The 19,787-nt window shown below is 42.7% G+C and carries 16 protein-coding genes; 14 read left to right on the forward strand and 2 right to left on the reverse strand.

Features of this window, described 5'->3' with window-relative positions:
- Positions 1-10: 10 nt before the first annotated feature.
- Positions 11-946 (reverse strand): C40 family peptidase, encoded by a 936-nt coding sequence (locus MKX41_RS05375; RefSeq protein WP_340969012.1) that lies wholly within the window; start codon positions 944-946, stop codon positions 11-13.
- 324 nt (positions 947-1,270) lie between these two features.
- Between MKX41_RS05375 and MKX41_RS05380 the strand changes: the two genes are divergently transcribed.
- From MKX41_RS05380 to MKX41_RS05435, 12 genes are all read left to right on the forward strand, one after another.
- The gene (locus MKX41_RS05380; RefSeq protein ID WP_042187416.1) at positions 1,271-2,341 is read left to right on the forward strand and encodes an ABC transporter substrate-binding protein; all 1,071 of its coding nucleotides are present in this window, start codon (positions 1,271-1,273) and stop codon (positions 2,339-2,341) included.
- Positions 2,342-2,402: 61 nt separating this feature from the next.
- A complete protein-coding gene (locus MKX41_RS05385) occupies positions 2,403-3,326 on the forward strand; it encodes an ABC transporter permease (RefSeq protein WP_076282900.1) in 924 nt (307 codons plus the stop codon).
- Positions 3,319-4,113: an ABC transporter ATP-binding protein gene (locus tag MKX41_RS05390; RefSeq protein ID WP_340969014.1), complete on the forward strand. Its 795-nt coding sequence runs from the start codon at positions 3,319-3,321 to the stop codon at positions 4,111-4,113. Before MKX41_RS05385 ends, MKX41_RS05390 begins: the two co-directional genes overlap by 8 nt.
- A gap of 182 nt (positions 4,114-4,295) precedes the next feature.
- Positions 4,296-6,071, forward strand: a complete 1,776-nt coding sequence (locus MKX41_RS05395; protein WP_339803013.1) for a sensor histidine kinase — start codon at positions 4,296-4,298, stop codon at positions 6,069-6,071.
- On the forward strand, positions 6,064-7,632 hold the full coding sequence (locus MKX41_RS05400) for a response regulator transcription factor (RefSeq protein WP_340969016.1): 1,569 nt from the start codon (positions 6,064-6,066) through the stop codon (positions 7,630-7,632). The genes MKX41_RS05395 and MKX41_RS05400 overlap by 8 nt, the downstream gene beginning before the upstream one ends.
- Positions 7,633-7,752: 120 nt before the next feature.
- Positions 7,753-9,090, forward strand: a complete 1,338-nt coding sequence (locus MKX41_RS05405; RefSeq protein ID WP_149644202.1) for an extracellular solute-binding protein — start codon at positions 7,753-7,755, stop codon at positions 9,088-9,090.
- Between the two features lie 142 nt (positions 9,091-9,232).
- Positions 9,233-10,153, forward strand: a complete 921-nt coding sequence (locus MKX41_RS05410; RefSeq protein WP_340974822.1) for a carbohydrate ABC transporter permease — start codon at positions 9,233-9,235, stop codon at positions 10,151-10,153.
- 3 nt (positions 10,154-10,156) lie between these two features.
- Positions 10,157-10,996, forward strand: a complete 840-nt coding sequence (locus MKX41_RS05415) for a carbohydrate ABC transporter permease (RefSeq protein ID WP_042126927.1) — start codon at positions 10,157-10,159, stop codon at positions 10,994-10,996.
- A 30-nt stretch (positions 10,997-11,026) separates the two neighbouring features.
- On the forward strand, positions 11,027-12,139 hold the full coding sequence (locus MKX41_RS05420; RefSeq protein ID WP_340969019.1) for a rhamnogalacturonan acetylesterase: 1,113 nt from the start codon (positions 11,027-11,029) through the stop codon (positions 12,137-12,139).
- A gap of 114 nt (positions 12,140-12,253) precedes the next feature.
- Entirely contained in the window at positions 12,254-13,045 is a 792-nt protein-coding gene (locus tag MKX41_RS05425; RefSeq protein ID WP_042187431.1) for an SDR family oxidoreductase, read from the forward strand.
- Positions 13,046-13,214: 169 nt separating this feature from the next.
- Positions 13,215-13,931 carry an MgtC/SapB family protein gene (locus MKX41_RS05430; RefSeq protein ID WP_042126933.1) on the forward strand — a complete coding sequence of 239 codons (717 nt, stop codon included), beginning with the start codon at positions 13,215-13,217 and terminating at the stop codon, positions 13,929-13,931.
- Positions 13,932-14,016: 85 nt separating this feature from the next.
- Positions 14,017-15,006, forward strand: coding sequence for an aldose 1-epimerase (locus MKX41_RS05435; RefSeq protein WP_339270676.1), 990 nt, complete (start codon positions 14,017-14,019; stop codon positions 15,004-15,006).
- Between the two features lie 99 nt (positions 15,007-15,105).
- Here the strand turns inward: MKX41_RS05435 and thrS are convergent, their stop codons facing one another.
- Positions 15,106-17,019, reverse strand: a complete 1,914-nt coding sequence (gene thrS, locus MKX41_RS05440) for a threonine--tRNA ligase (RefSeq protein WP_339270678.1) — start codon at positions 17,017-17,019, stop codon at positions 15,106-15,108.
- Between the two features lie 473 nt (positions 17,020-17,492).
- Between thrS and MKX41_RS05445 the strand changes: the two genes are divergently transcribed.
- Together MKX41_RS05445 and MKX41_RS05450 are read left to right on the forward strand one after the other, a co-directional pair.
- Positions 17,493-18,161 (forward strand): TraX family protein, encoded by a 669-nt coding sequence (locus MKX41_RS05445; RefSeq protein ID WP_340969021.1) that lies wholly within the window; start codon positions 17,493-17,495, stop codon positions 18,159-18,161.
- A 93-nt stretch (positions 18,162-18,254) separates the two neighbouring features.
- Complete coding sequence (locus tag MKX41_RS05450; protein ID WP_339247488.1) at positions 18,255-19,775, forward strand: copper amine oxidase N-terminal domain-containing protein; 1,521 nt, start codon at positions 18,255-18,257, stop codon at positions 19,773-19,775.
- Positions 19,776-19,787 lie beyond the last annotated feature (12 nt).

Genomic DNA, 19,787 nt, shown 5'->3' on the forward strand with positions numbered 1-19,787 from the left:
TGAATGTAGGTTACAGAATGCGCTGCATATGCAGGATTACGTTGCTCCAATACCCTGAGTCGAGCTCACTGATCTGAACCCCGGGATCACCCCAGGTATGAATGAACTTTCCATCCCCAATGTAGATACCGACATGTCCGGGTATAGCATCACTTTCAAACCGACCTGGGACAGTGAAGAATATAAGATCGCCGACATCTAGTGCACTGCGTTGCACGCGAGAACCTATATTATCTTGATCCTTGGCTAGACGCGGTAAGTTTACACCGAATTGTTTGAATACATGCCTTGTAAAAGAAGAGCAATCAAATTTCTTAGTCTCTTCATAAGGCCCGGTACCAAATTCATAAGGTACACCTAAGAATTTTTTGGCATAAGTAACTAATTCCTTCTTGTCTGCTTCAGAAATGCTTTGGATGTGAAATGGTTTTGATCCATCCAGTGATTTAGCAGATGGTGTTTTTATAATAGCCTCATGGTCGGTCGGTGTGGCTATATTGATTTCACCAGACTGAGGATTCCAACCCACCTCCGTTTGAAGAAATTTGGATAGAGCTAGCGGTGTGATATAGATTTGACCTTCTTGTCGTCTAGGTGCCTGCGGTAATGTGATTTTCTCACCGAGGGAGAAGACTTGAGTAGAGCCAGGGCGCAGCATGTACATAACATCACTGTAGCCAATTTTGGTGTATCCACCATGAGTAGTATCATCTTTCATTCGATAGCCAAGTGAAGTAATCGCAGGTTTGAGTGGAATCCAGTACTTTCCTTGAGCATCGGTGATGGAAGACTTTTCATAATAACTTGAGGCTTGCATGCCATCAGGAGTTACGGCGTTTACCTTGGGTTTTTGTGATTGTGAAGAGTAACCGCATGCGGTACTTGATAAAACGGCAGCGAGCAATACAGTAGCAGTGGATAGTAATTTTTTGTGGTTATTAGGCATATGACACGCTCCATGTTCAAACTGTAGTTTAAGTTTGTGCAGGGGGCTTTTTTTTATGTAATGAGGACCAAGGCAATCACTGTAAGACATAACCAAGTCCTTCCTATATTGGTGAGTTATGCGCTATAAAATTTGTGATCTCTGGAAGTGGGATAAGTGATTGACGGATAAACAACCTCCATATAATATAGGTTTAATAGATTTCCATCATTTTTGTGAGGTATGTGTAAGCTTATGCTTTAATGCTTTTATCGATAAAAGTGATAATGCTGAGTCGCTCACTTTGATGCACGCGTTAATAATCTAATGAAATGGGGTACTTTAATGAAAAAGAGAAACATTTTTGCAGGTTTAAGCTTATGCTTCATGCTTGTAGCTGCTGGCTGTGGCAACAATAATGCCGCTGTAAACTCAGGAAACGCAACAAGCACTGGAAATGCGCCAACGAATGCTGGAACCGCTGATTCCAAAACGTACAAAATCGCAATTTCGCAATACGTAGAACATCCATCACTTGATGCTACACGCGAAGGTATTCTTGCTGCTTTGAAGGATGCCGGGCTTGTTGAAGGAGAGAACCTGAAGGTTGACCTTGAGAATGCTCAAGCTGACCCTGCGAATAACTTGACCATTGCTCAGAAGATTGCAGCTGACACTAATGATTTGGTATTGGCTATTGCAACACCTTCTGCTCAATCGGTTGTTCAAGCGCTTAGCAAATCAAGTAAGGACACTCCGATACTGTTCGCAGCAGTGACTGATCCACTCGATGCAAAGATCGTAACTGATCTGGAGCACCCAGGTGGAAATGTTTCTGGTGTATCAGATACGAATCCTGAAGCTATTAATAGATTAATGCAATTCATTGCTACTCAATTTCCTAATGTGAAGAAGCTGGGCATTGTTATCAATGAAGGTGAACCGAACGCTGTGATTATGGCGGATATTGCTAAGAAAGAGCTGGATAAACATGGCATTGAGCTTGTGAAAGCAGCCATCACGAATACTTCTGAAGTGAAGCAAGCTGCTGAATCACTTGCTGGTCGTGTAGATGCATTCTACATTACTTTGGATAACACAGTAGTGAGTGCTGTTGATACGATCATTCAAACGGCTAATGATAAGAAAATTCCGTTCTTCTCCAGTGACCGGGATACCGTTGAAAAAGGCGCATTTGCAACCGTTGGCTTCAAATATTTCGATCATGGTTACCAAGTTGGACAAATGGCAGTGGACATTCTGAAGAATGGTAAAAAGCCAGCAGATATGAAAGTAACGATGCAAGAAAAGCTCGATCTTATCCTTAACCTTAAAGCCGCTGCCGCACAAGGCATAGAAGTGACGGATGCGATGAAAAAAGAAGTTGCCGATCAAGCTAACAATATTATTCAATAAGACATTCTATAGGGGCGATTCCATGAGGGCGCCCCTTGATGCTTGAAAGGAGAAGACTTCTATGTATGATTCAATGCTCGGGGCTGTGGAAATGGGTTTGCTCTATGCATTTATGGCTTTAGGGGTGTATATTACTTTTCGCATTTTGGATTTTCCTGATTTGACTGTAGATGGAAGCTTTACTACTGGCGGTGCTATTGCGGCCGTTATGATTACCAATGGTTATGCACCCTGGTTAGCCACGCTTGCTGCTATTGCAGGTGGGATGCTGGCAGGAATGTGTACCGGTCTACTACATACGAAGGGTAAGATTAATGGATTATTATCCGGGATTCTAATGATGATCGCACTTTATTCCATCAATCTGAGAATTTTTGGCGGTAAGCCTAACTGGTCACTAATGGGTGATACCACGTTGTTCTCGTCCATCAATCCACTTCTTGTTCTTCCTTTTATTGTTTTATTCGTGAAAATTCTAATGGATTTATTCTTGCGTACTGATCTTGGGCTTGCTTTAAGGGCTACCGGAGATAATGCAAGAATGATCCGTAGTCTGGGTGTAAACACAGATAATACGACAATTCTCGGCGTCAGTTTATCCAACGGAATGGTGGCACTTTCAGGTGCATTGATCACTCAGTATTCCACTTTTGCAGATTCCTCAATGGGAATAGGGATGATTGTTATCGGATTAGCTTCGGTAATCATTGGTGAAGCCATTTTCGGTGCTGGAAATGTATTCCGTGCGACGTTGGCAGTTGTTCTGGGATCTATTGTTTACCGAATCGTAGTTGCACTAGCCTTGTATGTACCATGGTTGAGACCTTCGGATCTTAAGCTGATTACGGCGATTATCGTTATTTTCGCACTTGTATTCCCATCGATTCAGCGTTTCTTGAAGCAGAAGAATATGGCGCGTAAACGTTCGCTTGAATTAGCTGAACAAGCGTTTAGCAGCAAGAGAGGAGGCACCATCGATGCTTAAACTGGATAACGTATCTAAGCTGTTTAATCCTGGAACACCGGATGAGAAGATCGCGCTACTTGGCATTGATTTGGAGCTTCTTCCCGGTGACTTTGTTACCATTATTGGAAGCAACGGTGCTGGTAAATCGACGCTAATGAACATTATTTCTGGTGTGATGAAGCCGGATCTTGGTTCAGCAAGTATTGAAGGGAATTCGATCAGCCATTTAGCAGAATATCACCGCAGTCGCTGGATCGGACGGGTTTTTCAGGACCCGATGGCAGGTACGGCTCCACGGATGACGATTGAAGAAAATTTAGCGATGGCTTACAAAAGAGGGAAGAGTAGAGGACTATCGTTTGGTGTAAATGCAGCGAGACGGACGATGTTTCGTGAGGAGTTAAGTCGTCTCGGGATTGGATTGGAGAATCGTCTGCGAGCAAAGGTAGGGTTATTATCTGGTGGGGAGAGACAAGCACTGAGTTTGCTAATGGCAACCTTTACCCAGCCGCAAATCTTGTTATTAGACGAACATACAGCGGCACTTGATCCTTCACGAGCGGAGCTGATTACTAAACTGACAGAGTCTATCGTCCGTGAGATGAAGCTGACTACGCTTATGGTTACCCATAACATGGAGCAGGCTATACGTCTTGGCAATCGTCTTATCATGATGGATAAAGGCCGTATTATCCTTGATATTGATGAAACAAGGAAAAAGGATCTTACGGTAGAACGCCTGCTGGGAGAATTTGAGACCATCAGTGGTCATAAACTGGCGGATGATCGAATGATGCTTGGTTAGTCTTTTATAGGAGTGTCTTAGGCTCAGGATAGGGGCTTAAAGTGAATTCTGACTCTGGATTTCGCTTTAAGTCCTTTTTGTTGTAAATTTTCCCAAATGCTTCAATATCATTTATGATAGGATATAGTGATGATAAATATTACTTCCCATAATAAGGGTTTGGAGTGAATTGGAGGATGCTTATGTTTTGGAAGAATGTTAGCGCTTACAGGAGTTCAGGAATTTTTAATAAAATGATATTGATCATTTCATTTTTGCTGCTGCTGTCCTTTCTGTTCTCTTTAACCGTCCTGCAGTATGTTTATCGAATTTATGACAAGCAAATCTATGAAAAGGCATCTGAAGTGCTGGGAATGTCATCTATCAGTATAGAGAGTACTTTGAGAGAGCTGGAACAACTTTCTTTTACAGTGGTCTCTGATGAGCAAATTCAGGAATGTCTTCGCCAGTTACAGGATGATCCTCAACCATATGAGCGGCAGGTCCTACATAATAAAATCATTAACAGGTTAGTTGCCTTTGCAGGAGCAGAGAAATACGTTTATTCCATGATGTTGTTGGATACGAATGGCGGCGCTATGACTGCGGGTAATCGGGAAGGTGTATCACAGGATCTCCAGGATCAATTAAAGCCTCTGGCTAAGGAAGCTAGCGGTAGTATTGTGTGGTATCCCCAAGGGAATAAGAATTCACTCCTGGCTGTTCGGCAGATTAAATCTTACACCGGATCAACCTTTACGCTGGACGATTTAGGGACGCTGGTCATTCGAATTCGGATTGATCGTATTATTGCAGATAGCACTAGTAACACTTCGGATGGCGATCAGTTAATTGTTGCAGATGCGACTTCAGGGCTAGCGGTTTATCCCCAAACTCCGATGTTGCTGCCAAATGAGCTTAAAGCGGAAACGGAACGTTCCGAGCTTTATCGTACGGCTAAGTATGAAGAAGGAACATATTTTATAACGAAGACTAAATCATCTTATATGGAATGGATGTATATCAATGCGACCCCCTTCAATGAGATGTTCAAACATATTACTTTTGTAAAAAAATTGGTCGTCATCATATTCGCGCTCATATTACTAATTGGATTGCTCTTAGGCTATCGATTAGCCCGAAGTATTGTACGCCCGATTTCAAAGCTGACCAAAAAAATGAAACAAATCGAAAAGGGAGATCTGGATAATCTGGAGGAACAGTCGCTAGGTGTCGTTTCGCAAACTGCGCAGGACGAGGTAAGCCAGCTTAACAGAACCTTTAAAATGATGATCCGCAGAATCAGAGAACTTATCGATGAGAATTATGCGAAGCAGCTCATCATTAGAGAGACCGAGCTTAAAGCATTGCAGGCACAGATCAATCCGCATTTTTTGTACAATACACTTGAATCGATCAATTGGTTAGCGAAGATGAACAAGCAAGCTAAAATCTCAGAAATGGTAGAAGCGCTCGGCTATTTGTTTCGCAGTTCGATTGGTCTTAAAGACCCGTTGATTACGATTGAAAAAGAGCTCACCATTGTGCGCAATTATGTCATTATCCAAAAGACGCGTTTTGACGAGAGACTTGATTTCCGCATGGATTTTCCAGAACATTTGCATGATGCTTTAATCCCGAAGCTGACGCTTCAGCCGTTGATCGAGAATGCGATCCGATATGCATTGGAGCCTAATATCGAGCCTTGCACGATTTCTATAACCGTGAGTGAGGAAGAACAGGGCCTTGATATTCGTGTTAGTGATAATGGGCCGGGGATGAGTGCCGAGTTCATCAAAGATTTACAGCAGGGAAGAGTTAAGACACGTGGCGAAGGCATTGGGTTAGCGAACATCGCAGAGCGTATTCAAATCGTATTTGGCCCAGAATGGGGTACAGTGATTGAAAGTGAGCCAGGTCAAGGAACGACAATACATGTACGTATACCTTATTTAAAAGGAGTGCAAGAGAATGTATAAGTTACTGCTGGTTGATGATGAACGGTTGATACTAGAAGGCATATCTCAGGTAGTGGACTGGGCACAGGCAGGAACGGAACTTGTGGGTACTGCGCGAAACGGGATAGAAGCCTTGGAGAAAATAGAGGAGCTTCGTCCTGACATAGTGATCACTGATATTTCTATGCCCGGTTTGGATGGACTAGGCTTGGTACAGAAATGTAGTGAACGATTTCCTGAGTTGAAGTTCGTTATGTTGACTGGGTATAAGGATTTTGACTACGCCTGTATCGCTATGCAGCACGGCGTGAAACATTACTTGCTAAAGCCTTGCAACGAAAATCAAATTCATGATGCACTAATTGAACTGGTAGCAGAGCTCGATGAACTTAAGGGCCGGACGGAATTTGTAAATGACATGAAGCAACGTTTTACTAAAGTACTACCGCATGTAAAGGAACAATTTCTGAAGGAATGGATCTCTAACAAAACGTACGGGAGTCAAGATTTAGAGTATTATCAGGAGCTGCTAGGCATCGAATTAAATGACAAAGTGGTGCGTTTGATCTTGTTCAGACTGGAAGGTTCTTATGAATATGAGCAACTATTTGCTTTGCAAAATATTGCACAGGATATGCTGCAAGAAACGCTGCTTAGTACAAGGATAGGCGGATTTATTCTGACACTAATGGAAGTCGAAGGAGAGACTACGCTGAATAGTACACTGCTTGAACGAATTTCTGATGTACGAAAAATGTTCTACAAATTTTATAAAGTGGATGTAACCATTGCGATTAGTGACGCGGACTTCATGATACATTCACGGAGATTGTATCGTCAGACTCTGCAATGCCTTAACCACTGTTTTTATATGGAAGAGGGAGGTTTGATCACAGGAAGTGATATTCCTAGTGATGAACTAAGCGGAAGAAATGACATTGAACTAGATGAAGAGCAAATCTGTCTGCTGATTAAGGCGGGCGAACAAAGTGCAGTAGAGTTTGAATTAGAGCGGTTATTTAATCTGCTAGCTGAGCAGCGTGTGGATATTAATGTAACGCGATCTTATGTTTTGCAATTGTATTCTGCGATGATACGTTTAGCCGTCCCTGATGAAAGAAATACCTTTACTTCAAGTATGGTGGAACTGGCTGAGATCAGGACTTTAAGTGGTCTTAAAGCCTATGTAAAAGATGCTGCTGCTCGTTTGACAGCGATGTATGATCGTCATTTTCGCTGTCGCCAATCCTTAATCGTAGATAAAATGTTCAAAATTATTGCGGATGATTATAAGAATGCGGAACTGTCACTTAATTCAGTCGCTGCTGAGATGTTATATATGAATCCTGATTATCTCGGGAAAATATTTAAGAAAATCACGGGGGAGAAATTCTCTAATTACGTTACCAATTACCGGATTACTAAAGCATCAGAACACATTATGCATAGTGGTGATGTAAGAGTATTTGAGCTCGCTGAAATGTTCGGTTTCGGTGGGAATGCACAGTATTTTAGTCAAGTGTTCAAAAAAGTAACTGGGCAGACACCCACAGAATTTATGAAACCCTCTCAAGGGAACTGATTATTGAACAAACAAGACGGTTTTTTGTATTCAACAATCACTGAATATTTGAGAAGATTTATACATGAAAGCGCTACCTAAAGGGATCAGAGCCTTTATACTATTATAGGAAAAGGGGACATGAATTTGAAAAAGAGATTCGCTTTACTAGCCGTACCATTGTTGTTGTCATCGATGTTAGCTGGTTGTGGTGGAGGTAATAACAATAATAGTGCTGCCGCTACGGATTCCGCTACAAACACGCCTTCAGAAACGAAACCCGCAGCTACAACTTCAGCAGAACCCGTAACTCTGCGTATAGCTTGGTGGGGTGGAGATACACGGCATTCTTATACTCAACAAGTGATTGATATGTATGAAGCCAAATACCCGAATGTAACGATTGAACCTGAATATGCTTCATTCGATGATTATTGGAAGAAGCTTGCCCCTCAAGCAGCAGCGAATCGACTTCCTGATATCGTTCAAATGGATATTTCTTATATTAATCAATATGGGTCTAACGGACAGCTCGAAGATTTGAAGCCTTATTTGAACTCTCAGATCCAAGTCGGCGATGTGAATGAGAACGTCCTTAGTACTGGGGTAATCAATGAGAAGCAATTCGGAATTCCATTAGGCGTTAACGTACTTGGTTTTCAATATGACCCAGAATTGCTAAAGAAGGCAGGGGTGGATTCCATTCCGGAGAACTGGACTTGGGATCAATACAAAGAAATTGCTGCGAAAGCTAAATCAGCTGGACTGTATATCGACGGTTCTATGGCAGCTGACGTATTCTTCAACTATTATCTGCGTACAAAAGGGCTGGCACTTTATAACAATGATGGTTCAGCGCTTGGATATGAGGATGATGCGTTGTTCACTGACTTTTTCGGAATGTTGTCTGGTTTAATTAAAGATGGAGCGGTTCCATCCCAAGACAAACTGAGCCAAAACAAAGGCGTTATCGAGGAGTCGGATATTGTAAAAGGAACAGGTATCGGCGTATGGCAATGGTCTAACCAATATGTTGCTTTGCAAATCGCTGTAAATCGTCCTATGGCACTGGCACAAATGCCTGGTCCGGATATGGAAAAAGGACTCTACATGCAGCCAAGTATGTATTGGTCGGTTACTTCTAACTCAAAAGTGAAGGAAGAAGCAGCGAAGTTCGTTGATTTCTGGATTAATGATCCCGAAGCCAACAATTTAATCAAAGGCGAACGTGGTGTGCCAATTTCAAGCAAAATCAAAGAATCTGTAGCTTCACAATTAACGGATTCCGGTAAGCAAGTATTTAAATTCGTAGCTGACATGGAGCCTACTACTTCTCCAATGAGTCCGCCAGTTGGATCGCCAGAGGTAGTAGCACTCCTTACAGACCTTGCTGAACAAATGAACTTCGGCAAAATTGACCCAGCCGCAGCCGCCGCACAGTTCCGAAAAGAAGCGAACGCTATTCTCTCCAGCCGGTAATAGAAGGTAATAGATAACTATACTGCGTCTAACATGGGAAACGGCATGCCATTTGGTTAGGCGGCAGTCCGTTTCCCTTATTATTCACATAAAAAGGAGTTGGAGACCCTTGGCATCCACGAATCCCCTTCCTTCGAATCCGCTGGCTTTTAAGAAAAAGAAGCTAACAGACCGGAGTTTACGAAGCAACCTTACAGGATATGCCTTTATCAGTCCATTCGTCATTGGCTTCCTTTGCTTCACATTGATCCCGATGATCATTTCTCTTTATCTTTCATTTACCAAATACAATTTGTTCGCTCCACCTAAATGGATCGGATTTGATAATTACATCAAAATGTTCTCGAATGACCCGAAATATTTGCATTCACTAAAGGTGACGCTGCTTTACGTATTTATTGGTGTGCCTTTACGTCTCACCTTTGCATTATTTGTGGCTATGATTCTAAATACTAAATCGCGCATGATCGGAGCCTATCGTACAACTTATTATTTACCTTCTATTATAGGTGGCAGTGTGGCGGTATCCATCATGTGGCGTAATATTTTTAGTGATACTGGAATTATTAATGGCATGCTCGGTTTTTTCGGCCTTGGTCCAGTAAGTTGGTTTGGTAATCCGAGCGCTGCGCTTATTATGTTGATCACCTTATCCGTGTGGCAGTTTGGTTCATCCATGTTGATCTTTCTGGCGGGTCTAAAGAACATTCCTGGTGAAATGTACGAGGCAGCTAGTGTAGATGGAGCAGGCTTTTTCAGAAAGTTCTTTAAGATTACAATGCCCCTCCTAAGCTCAGTTATTCTCTTCAATCTAGTCATGCAGACGATCAGTGCATTTATGACCTTTGTTCCAGCTTATATTATCTCTAAAGGTGAAGGCGGACCAATGGACGGTACGATGTTGTATTCTCTATATCTATTCCGTCAGGCCTTTATGTTTAATAACATGGGTTACGCTTCAGCTATGGCGTGGGTGATGTTGTTGCTAGTCGGCATCATGACCGGAATTTTGTTCAAGACATCCAAATCGTGGGTCTTCTACGAATCGGAAGGAGGAAAATAATCCATGGCGAAAATGAAACTGAAATGGCCGCTGTATCATATTCTTATCGGTGGCCTCGCTATCATTATGCTGTATCCGATTTTGTGGATGATCATGAGCTCTTTTAAAGAGAGCCGGCTTGTATTTGTTACCGCTCAGCAGCTTCTTCCCGATCCATGGGTATGGGGGAATTATGCTAAAGGCTGGGAAGGGATTGCCGGATACTCCTTTGGTGTCTTTATAAAGAATTCATTAATTATTGTCGTTGTAGCCACTCTAGGAGCGGTGGTTTCTTCTTCACTGGTAGCCTTCGGATTTGCACGTAATAAGTTTGTAGGGCATGGCTTATGGTTCGGTATCATGATGATGACGCTTATGCTTCCTTCAGATGTAGTGCTAGTCCCGCAATATATCATCTATGCGAAATTGGAATGGCTCGATAGTATCAAGCCGATCGTGGTTCCACAGTTCTTCGGTGTTCCGTTCTTTATTTTCCTAATGCTGCAGTTTATTCGGACAATACCTGTTGAACTTGACGAAGCGGCTACGATTGATGGGTGCGGGAAATTTGGTCTGTACTTCAGAATCATTCTCCCACTCATCCGTCCATCTATGGCTACTGCAGCGATCTTTTCCTTCTATTGGCGCTGGGAAGACCTGCTTGGGCCAGTGTTGTACCTGAACTCTCCATCTAAATATACAGTTTCTATGGGGCTGAAAATGTTCCTCGACAGTGAGTCCGTGTCCAACTGGGGACCCATGTTTGCCATGTCCGTTCTTAGCTTGGCACCCGTCATGATTATTTTCTTTATCTTTCAAAAGCAGATTGTGGAAGGAATCAGCACCAGTGGTTTGAAAGGATAAAATATCTAATGAAGAAAGGTGCGGCTGAATTTGGATAGCTATCATTTTGACTTTGGGATTAAAGATACAGCGTCCGGCTACACCAAAATTCGGCCGGACTCACGATACTCTCCGGATGCGCAATTTGGTTTTACTTCAGACTCGACAGTATTCGGGCGTTCCAGGGGAGGAGCAGATACATTAAGAAGTGATTTCTGCATTCCGCAGAAGGCAGTCTTCCTGTTAGATATTCCTGATGGGATTTACCGGATTTCTTTGTTACTTGGTGACTCCTTAGCAGATACGAGTACAATAATTCGAGCAGGTGATGGTAAGTACGTATTAGATACATTGAACGTCCCGGCAGGTCAGTATATACGAGAATCATTTGCGATGCGAATCATGGGTGGTCAGCTAAAGCTCTCCTTCTCAGGTATTGCGCCTCGAATAAATGCTCTCGACATTGAGCCTGACAACGAAGCGCTCGTCTTATATTTGGCTGGTGATTCTACGGTGACCGATCAAGGAGAAGCTGGTTATCCCTATGCTGGCTGGGGCCAGTTGCTGCCTCGCTGCTTCAAAGTAGGTCTTGTAGTGGATAATCGAGCCATTTCAGGACGTAGCTCCAAGAGCTTTATTGAGGAAGGGCATTTGGACAATATTTCTACTGTGCTTCGTCCCAGAGATTATATGTTCATACAGTTTGGTCATAACGATTCAAAAGGAGATGAACATAGACACACCGAACCTTTTACTACATATAAAGAATATTTGCTGCGGATGATTACAGTTGCTAGGAAAGCAGGAGCCTACCCGGTACTGGTGACCGCTGTACATAGGCGGAGATTTGATCCTGCAGAAGCTATAGTAGACAGTCATGGAGAGTATTTAACGGCAATGAAAGAGTTGGCTGAGACTGAGCAGATCCCCCTAATCGATTTGGCGGAGAAGAGTCGTAAGCTTTTTGAAACATATGGTGTGGAAGGAACGAAGGATCTGTTCATGTGGTCCTATCCGGGAGAATATATCTTGCATCCAGTTGGCGTACAAGACAATACACATTTTCAGATTTTAGGAGCACGTCTGCTTGCTGATCTTATTGTAGAGGGCATCCGTGAAGCCGGTTTAAATGATCTCATTATCCATCTTCGGCAGGGTGAATAAAAATAATCCTTTGGGGTATTAAAGATCTATCGATTCAACTTCTGTATGCGAGGTTAAGGTTAAGGAAAGAACTTAACTGGAAGGCTTGCATGACAAGAAGGAGGATACTTAAACATGGCAGATAAGAAGCTGGAAGGTAAGGTAGCGATTGTAACAGGAGGTGGTTCCGGCATTGGAAGAGCAACTGTGCTTGAGTTCGCTCGTAACGGAGCCAAAGTTGTGTTGCTGGATAGAACTGTTGAGAACGCAGAAAAGGTTAGAAAACAAGTGGAGAAAGAAGGCGGAGAAGCTCTCGTAATTGAATGCGATGTTGCTGAACCCCCGCAAGTGGAAGCTGCCATAAACAAGGCGGCCGCGAAATGGGGTCGTCTTGATGTTGTTTTTGCAAACGCAGGGATTAATGGAGCCATGACGCCCATTGAAACGATGGATATTGAGTCTTGGGACCAGACGATTCACATCAACCTTCGTGGAACCTTCGCGACGGTTAAATATGCGATACCGCATCTAAAAGAAAGCGGTGGCAGCATCCTGATTAACAGCTCCATTAACGGAAATCGTGTATTTTCTAACATCGGTTTTTCTGCTTACAGTACGACAAAGGCAGGTCAGGTTGCTTTTATGAAAATGGCAGCATTAGAACTGGCTCAATTTCAAATTCGCGTAAATGCAATCTGTCCTGGGGCTATTAAGACCAATATAGATGACAACACTTTTCCATCCGAGGATCTCAAAGAGGTAAAGATCCCTGTCGAATTTCCGGAAGGGGATCAACCGCTAGAGGAAGGTCCTGGGCGTCCTGATCAAGTTGCAAAGCTGGCACTTTTTCTGGCCTCCGAGGATTCCGATCATATTACAGGAACTGAGATTTATTGTGACGGTGCAGAATCGTTGCTCCATGGTTAAATAATCTTTCACCAAAACGGATTCTATCCTCTTCGTTATGCGGATTATATAAGCTGTCTGCGCATATACATGGAGGATAGGAGTGCCGTTTTTTTGCTGTAAAATAAAGCTAATCATAATCTCCGTTTTCCGTTATAATGGAGTATCTGTGGAGAAAGGAGAATGAACTATGGATTTTCATATTGAATCATTAATTAAGCTGCTAGTGGCCATGCTGTTCGGGCTGTTCATCGGGATTGACCGACAGATCAAGCAGAAACCGCTGGGGATTCGGACCAGTATGGTCATTAGTATTGCCTCTTGTCTTGTAACTGTAGTGTCTATTCATGCCTTTGATAAGTTTGCAGGTCCTGAGCATCCAAATATGGATCCGATGCGCCTCGCTGCTCAAATTGTCAGTGGGATAGGGTTCTTGGGGGCTGGTGTTATCCTGCGTAGAGGCGGTGATGCGATATCAGGTTTGACCTCGGCAGCACTCATCTGGACAGCTTCGGGGATTGGTATAGCTGTGGGAGCAGGATTTTATATTGAAGCAGCATATGCGGTTATTCTTCTAATGTTTGCGGTGAATTTAGTTCCTCATTTAATTCGTTCGATTGGTCCTGAAGTGCTTAACAAGCATGAAGTTTCGGTGAGAATCATCATGGAAGCTAATTTTGTCCTTACTGAAGTGATCCAAAAAATTGAGAGACCTCAGGTTAGTACCCAACGAAGTACTAGAAGTCCATCCCGGGCGATCCGCAGAATGAAAATTAAGGATTTGGAAGATGGAAGACAAATGATCGATATGGTGATCTCAGCGCCGGATAAAGATTACGCTACAGAGATTTATTATGATGTGAAGAAAATTGATCATGTCATGAGCGTTGAAGTGGAACAGCTCTAAAAAAGGGCATGTCACGTCATGACTAGATGTGGTAATCTATCAAGTAGAGACAATTATCAGACACTGGAAGGGAGAACACATTATTATGTCTATCACAGCCTATGAAGGACAATATGAAGGAGAAGCAGCCATCTGGTTGAAAGCTGGTCGTTATGAGGCAGCTATCTTACCAGGCATCGGTGGCAACTTGATCTGTTTCCGTGATACCGAAAACGGTTACCGTTTCTTGCATGAACCGGGAGCTGAGGAAATGGAAGCTTTCAAAGCAAGTCCAGGCATCCATGGTATTCCTGTATTATTTCCTCCGAATCGTTATGAAGATGGCAAATTTCCTTGGAATGGTCAAACTTATCAACTCCCGGTAAATGAAGTCGCAACAGGCAACCATTTACATGGATTTTTACATACGGCAGCTTGGGAAGTGGAAGAGTTCGGTAGCGGGAAGACCGAAAGCTTCGTAACCGTATTCATCAAAGTGGATGAGAGCCATCCTTCTTATCAATACTTGCCGTTTAAATACACAATGAAACTACGTTATACCCTTGGTGAAGGTGGCTTATCTCAACAGGTACAAGTGCATAATGATGGTGATGAAGAGATGCCTTGCTTGTTGGCATTCCATACCGCGATTAATGCTCCATTTGCACCAGGTAGCACACCACAAGATTACCTTGTAAAAGCGACCATCGGTAATCGCTGGGAATTGAACGACCGTATGCTGCCGACTGGTAAATTTCAAGAGCTGGAGCCAGGTGAAGCTCAGCTTCGTGATGAAGGTGTGAATCCTTATTTCGCTTCGATGGACAACCATTACACAGCTGTAGCTCAGAATGGACGTAACCGGATGGAGCTTACTGACAGCAAAGCTGGAGTCACTTTAGTTTATGACGTTGGGACTTCATACAAGCAGTGGATGATCTGGAATAATGGTGCTTCTGAGCAGTTCTTCTGCCCAGAGCCGCAAATCAACTTGGTTAATGCACCAATGGTAGATCTGCCAGCGGATGAGATCGGCTTATTCAGTCTCAAACCAGGCGAGTATTGGGATGAAAGTAGTCGTCTGTACGTGAAATAGTGTTCCTGTGAATATTAATATGTGATCAAAAAAGGGGCTGTCTTGTTCGTAGATTTCTACGAATAGACAGCCCTTTTACGTTTAATTTGACGCAGAACTTTATTTTTTACTAACTATTTCTTCACTAATCTGCTCAATAATCTCTTGGATACTCTTTGAACCAAGATCACCCTCACCACGTTTTCTTACAGAAACACTGCCAGAGTTTTTCTCATTCTCACCGAGAACGAGCATATAGGGTGATTTTTCAAGTTGGGCTTCACGAATTTTGTAACCTAGCTTCTCATTTCGGATATCAACCTCTACACGAATGCCAGCTTGTTCTAAGGATTGTTTCACCTGAAACGCATAAGCAACGTAGTTCTCAGAGACGGGCAATAACTTCGCTTGGACGGGTGCTAACCATAGCGGGAATGCGCCGGCATAATGCTCCGTAATAATCCCCATAAAACGATCAATCGACCCATAAACAGCGCGATGGATTACGACCGGGCGGTGCTTAAGGTTATCTTCCCCGATATAAGTAAGATCGAATTTCTCTGGCATTTGCCAATCTAGTTGGATGGTTCCACATTGCCAGCTTCGTTTTAGCGCATCTAAAATATGGAAATCAATCTTTGGTCCGTAGAATGCGCCATCACCTTCATTCACACGATACTCGATCCCGAGATTGTCTAATACACTTTGTAATGATTGTTCAGCTAGATCCCATAGTTCTTCTGATCCCATATAATCTGCCGGGCGAGTAGATAATTCAATCTTGTACTCAAAGCCAAACACTTGATAAATATGGTCAATCAGTGAGATTACCCGGCTTATTTCATCCTCAATCTGCTCTGGTAATACGAAGAGATGGGCATCATCCTGACAAAAAGTACGAACACGCATCATCCCGTTAAGTGCCCCAGAGAACTCATGGCGATGTACTTGACCAAATTCGGCAATTCGGATAGGCAACTCTCGGTAAGAATGTAGATTATTTTTGTAGATCATCATATGACCTGGGCAGTTCATCGGTTTGAGTGCGAATTTTGTTTCGTCTACATTGGTGAAATACATATTGTCTTTGTAGTGATCCCAGTGTCCGGATTGCTCCCAAAGCCGATTGTTCATCATCAGTGGTGTACGAACTTCATCGTAATCTCTCTGTCTTTGTAATTCACGTGCGAAATTCTCAAGCTCTGTGCGGATAGTCATCCCCTTGGGAAGATAGAAGGGCATACCTGGAGCTTCTTCAGAGAACATAAACAATTCCAGTTCCTTGCCGAGCTTACGGTGATCACGTTTTTTAGCTTCTTCAAGAAAGAGTAAGTGCTCTTCAAGTTGAGCTTTCTTAGGAAAAGCAGTTCCGTAAATACGTTGCAGCATTTTATTATTCGAATCTCCACGCCAGTAGGCACCTGCTACATTCAACAGCTTAAAAGCCTTGACCAAGCCAGTTGAGGGAAGATGTGGGCCTCGACAGAGATCCGAGAATTCACCTTGATCATAAATAGATAATACTGTGTCTTCCGGTAGATCACGGATAAGCTCCAGCTTTAAGGGCTCATTCATCGCTTCAAAAAGCTTGATTGCTTCAGCGCGGGGAACGACACGGCGGACAATCGGGTGATTCTCTTGAATAATTCTCGCCATCTCTTGTTCGATTGCTACAAGATCAGCCGTGGATAGAGGTGTCTCAATATCAATGTCGTAATAGAAGCCATCTTCGATTACTGGACCTATGCCGAGCTGGACACCCTTATCTCCATATATACGTTTTATGGCCTGCGCCATGATATGTGCTGTACTGTGTCTATAAATTTCCAGGCCTTCTTTGCTATCCAACGTAACAATTTCGAGCTGGCAATCATGTTCGATCGTTTGGTTTAGATCAACGGATCTTCCATCGATAATTCCAGCTACAGCATTTTTTTTCAGACTGGTACTTATGGCACCTGCTGCTTCTTTAATCGTCGTTCCTTGCAGTACCTCTCTAATTGTTCCGTTTTGCAGTGTTACCTTGATCTCCATGATTGTTAGCCTCCATTTCTCAAAAATTGTTAGTGGTGAACGCAAAAAAACGCATCTCTCCCAGAAAGGGACGAGTGCGTTCAGCTCGTGGTTCCACCCTAATTCGACCTATCACAAGGATAGGACCTCATTGGTATCCTTTAACGTGGATAAGTCGGTGCCACATACTACCACAAAATTTAGATCTGCGGATTCAGCGCCACGGCTACAAAGGGGTAACTTCACAATCGTGTACTGGAGAAGCTTTCAGCCTAGACCTCTCTCTCTGGACAGTTCGTATAGGAAATCATGTCTTTGATCATTGCCATATGATGTTGCTCGTTCATAGTACTCAATTGCACCCCATAAAGTCAAGAGGCAAGAAACCAGAAATTCAGTTCTCTTTTATTGCAGTCATCATTTGTGTACAGGCGAAGGAGATGAAGTACTCATTGGCGAATGTATGATATCAACTTATTTTAAGGAGGTTTGATATGCAGATTCTCGCCATGCTGACGATGCTAATCGACCATATTGGCTATATCTTTTTTCCAGAGGATATTGCTTGGAGATATGTAGGAAGAATAGCCTTTCCAATCTACTGTTACGGGCTTGTGCAGGGGCATATCCATACATCATCCAGACCGAAATACTTGTTCCGACTGCTCATTATCGCTATTATTGCTCAGATCCCATACAATTTAGCGATTAATCCTGGTGGATGGAACGTGGTGTTTACGCTTTTGTTATCCGCAACCGTATTGGTTATTTTAGATAAACTGCCTACTCCATGGCTTGGAATACCAGTCGTCATTGCAGCTATCGCGTTAATGGATTATTTCCCGATAGATTATAATGCGTACGGCCTGCTGCTAGTATTGATATTCCGTTATACGAAGTCATATTGGCTTGTTGTAGCACATTTGGCACTTAATCTGTTCTACATGTTTTATAATTATTGGGTTGTGCAAATGCTTAGTATTTTACCAACGATGTTGATTGCTTTGGCGCCTGCACTTTGGGGATATTTAGAGCGTCACCGGGTACCACGCTGGGTGTGGTGGTCTTTTTATCCTGCGCATTTACTGATTTTAGCGTTATTTAAAGGCGTAATATACAATGAATGGGTTTCTATCGAATGGCGAACTTTGTTGAATCTATAGTATTTTTACAATAAGTAATACTTTGATTTACAAATGTTGCCTTTGCTGAGATAATGGATTGATTTCAAAAAATCTTAAAAAAGGAGACTTGCTATGAGGAGAATGAAAGCTAGGGCAAAATGGTTTATTCCTTTTGTTGCACTGCTGCTTGTTCTGGCCGGTTGTCAATCGGTTGGAGGTTTCGATGTTAATAAGGCATTGATCGGGGATGTCGATGTTAAATCATCAGAATCCAGCATGACGTTTTCTATGAACGCTGAACCTTCAGAAGGAATTAGCGCAGAAGATAAGGAAATGGTCGATCTCATAAATTCTTTTTCCCTGAGTATTAGCAATGCAAAGTTACAAGAGAATGGTAATGTATCTGCCAATGGAACGATCGGCTATAAACAATTGAATATTCCATTCTCATTGTTTATGGACAAAAAAACTTTAGTCTTTACGGTTGAAGGAGCAAAACAACCGTTTTACTTCCCGGTTCAAGGTTATGATGAGGTCTTTGCTGAAGTTGGATTGGATCTGACTAAAGCTGAAGATCTTAGTAAGCTGCTAACGAAGTTTGTGGTGAAGAATCTTCCTAATCCAAGCGCAATTAGCGTAACACCCGTTAGTGAGGCTGTGTATGGCCAGCAGGTGAATATGACGAAGTTACATACCGAAGTGACGGGTGATGAGCTTCCGGCATTGTTAAAAGGATTCCTGAAATCGATCTCTAAAGATACGGAAGGCTTTACAGAATTGGTTGGTGGTCTATATGACTATCTATATCCTGTGATTAAAGCTATGGACGAAAAAGCCTCCGGTGATTATGAAATTCCAGGTATTGGAGTAATTCCTCTGGGTGATAAAGAAGCTGTTGTAACTGTACTGCATGATGCAGCAAAATTGGCTGTGGATGCGTTACTGCTGGTTTATGACAATCAACTAGACAGTCTTTACAAAGCTACCCCTGAGCTTAAGACGGTTCTGAGTAAGGATACGAAGCTTGCTGTCGACATTTTTGTAGACAGTGGACTACATGTTCGTAAACAGAATGTTGATCTGAAAGTGGCGCTTCCAGGTACTGAAGATATGCCATTAAAGAGCTTCTCTCTTAAGGCTTCCAGTCAGATTTGGAACATTGGTGGTGCTGTAACGGCAGATCCAATCAGTACTGAAGGAGCACTTGATGTTTCTTCTGGTGACCTGACTCCTGGAGAGACTTTGAACAATTTTGATCCAAATTCTAACGTTTATCGTATATTGAAAGACGATCTTGGTATCACCAAGAGAACGATTGTCATCGAACCAGACGACGAATATTATTATCCGATCGTTGACAATAATACGACGTACATTCCTCTTCGGTATTTTGCAGAAGATTTAGATGCTATTGTGGAATGGGATACAGTCAATCGTGCTATTATCGTAACTGATGGTGTGTACGGTGATAAGCTGGTTTTCAAAATCGGTTCTTCCGAAGCAGTAATTAACGGTGAAAAAGTGAAGCTTGCAGAGCCTGTATTTGTTGACGAATATGGTGATGCCTATGTATCGCTGCGTCTGCTTGCTGAAGCACTTCATGCTACTGTGTATGTAGATGAAGATGGTTGGATTACTATTACACGTAAATAGTTAGTTCGATCC

Origin of the sequence: Paenibacillus sp. FSL R5-0475, assembly GCF_038004585.1 — a bacterium.
In the GTDB taxonomy this organism is placed as follows: domain Bacteria; phylum Bacillota; class Bacilli; order Paenibacillales; family Paenibacillaceae; genus Paenibacillus_AQ.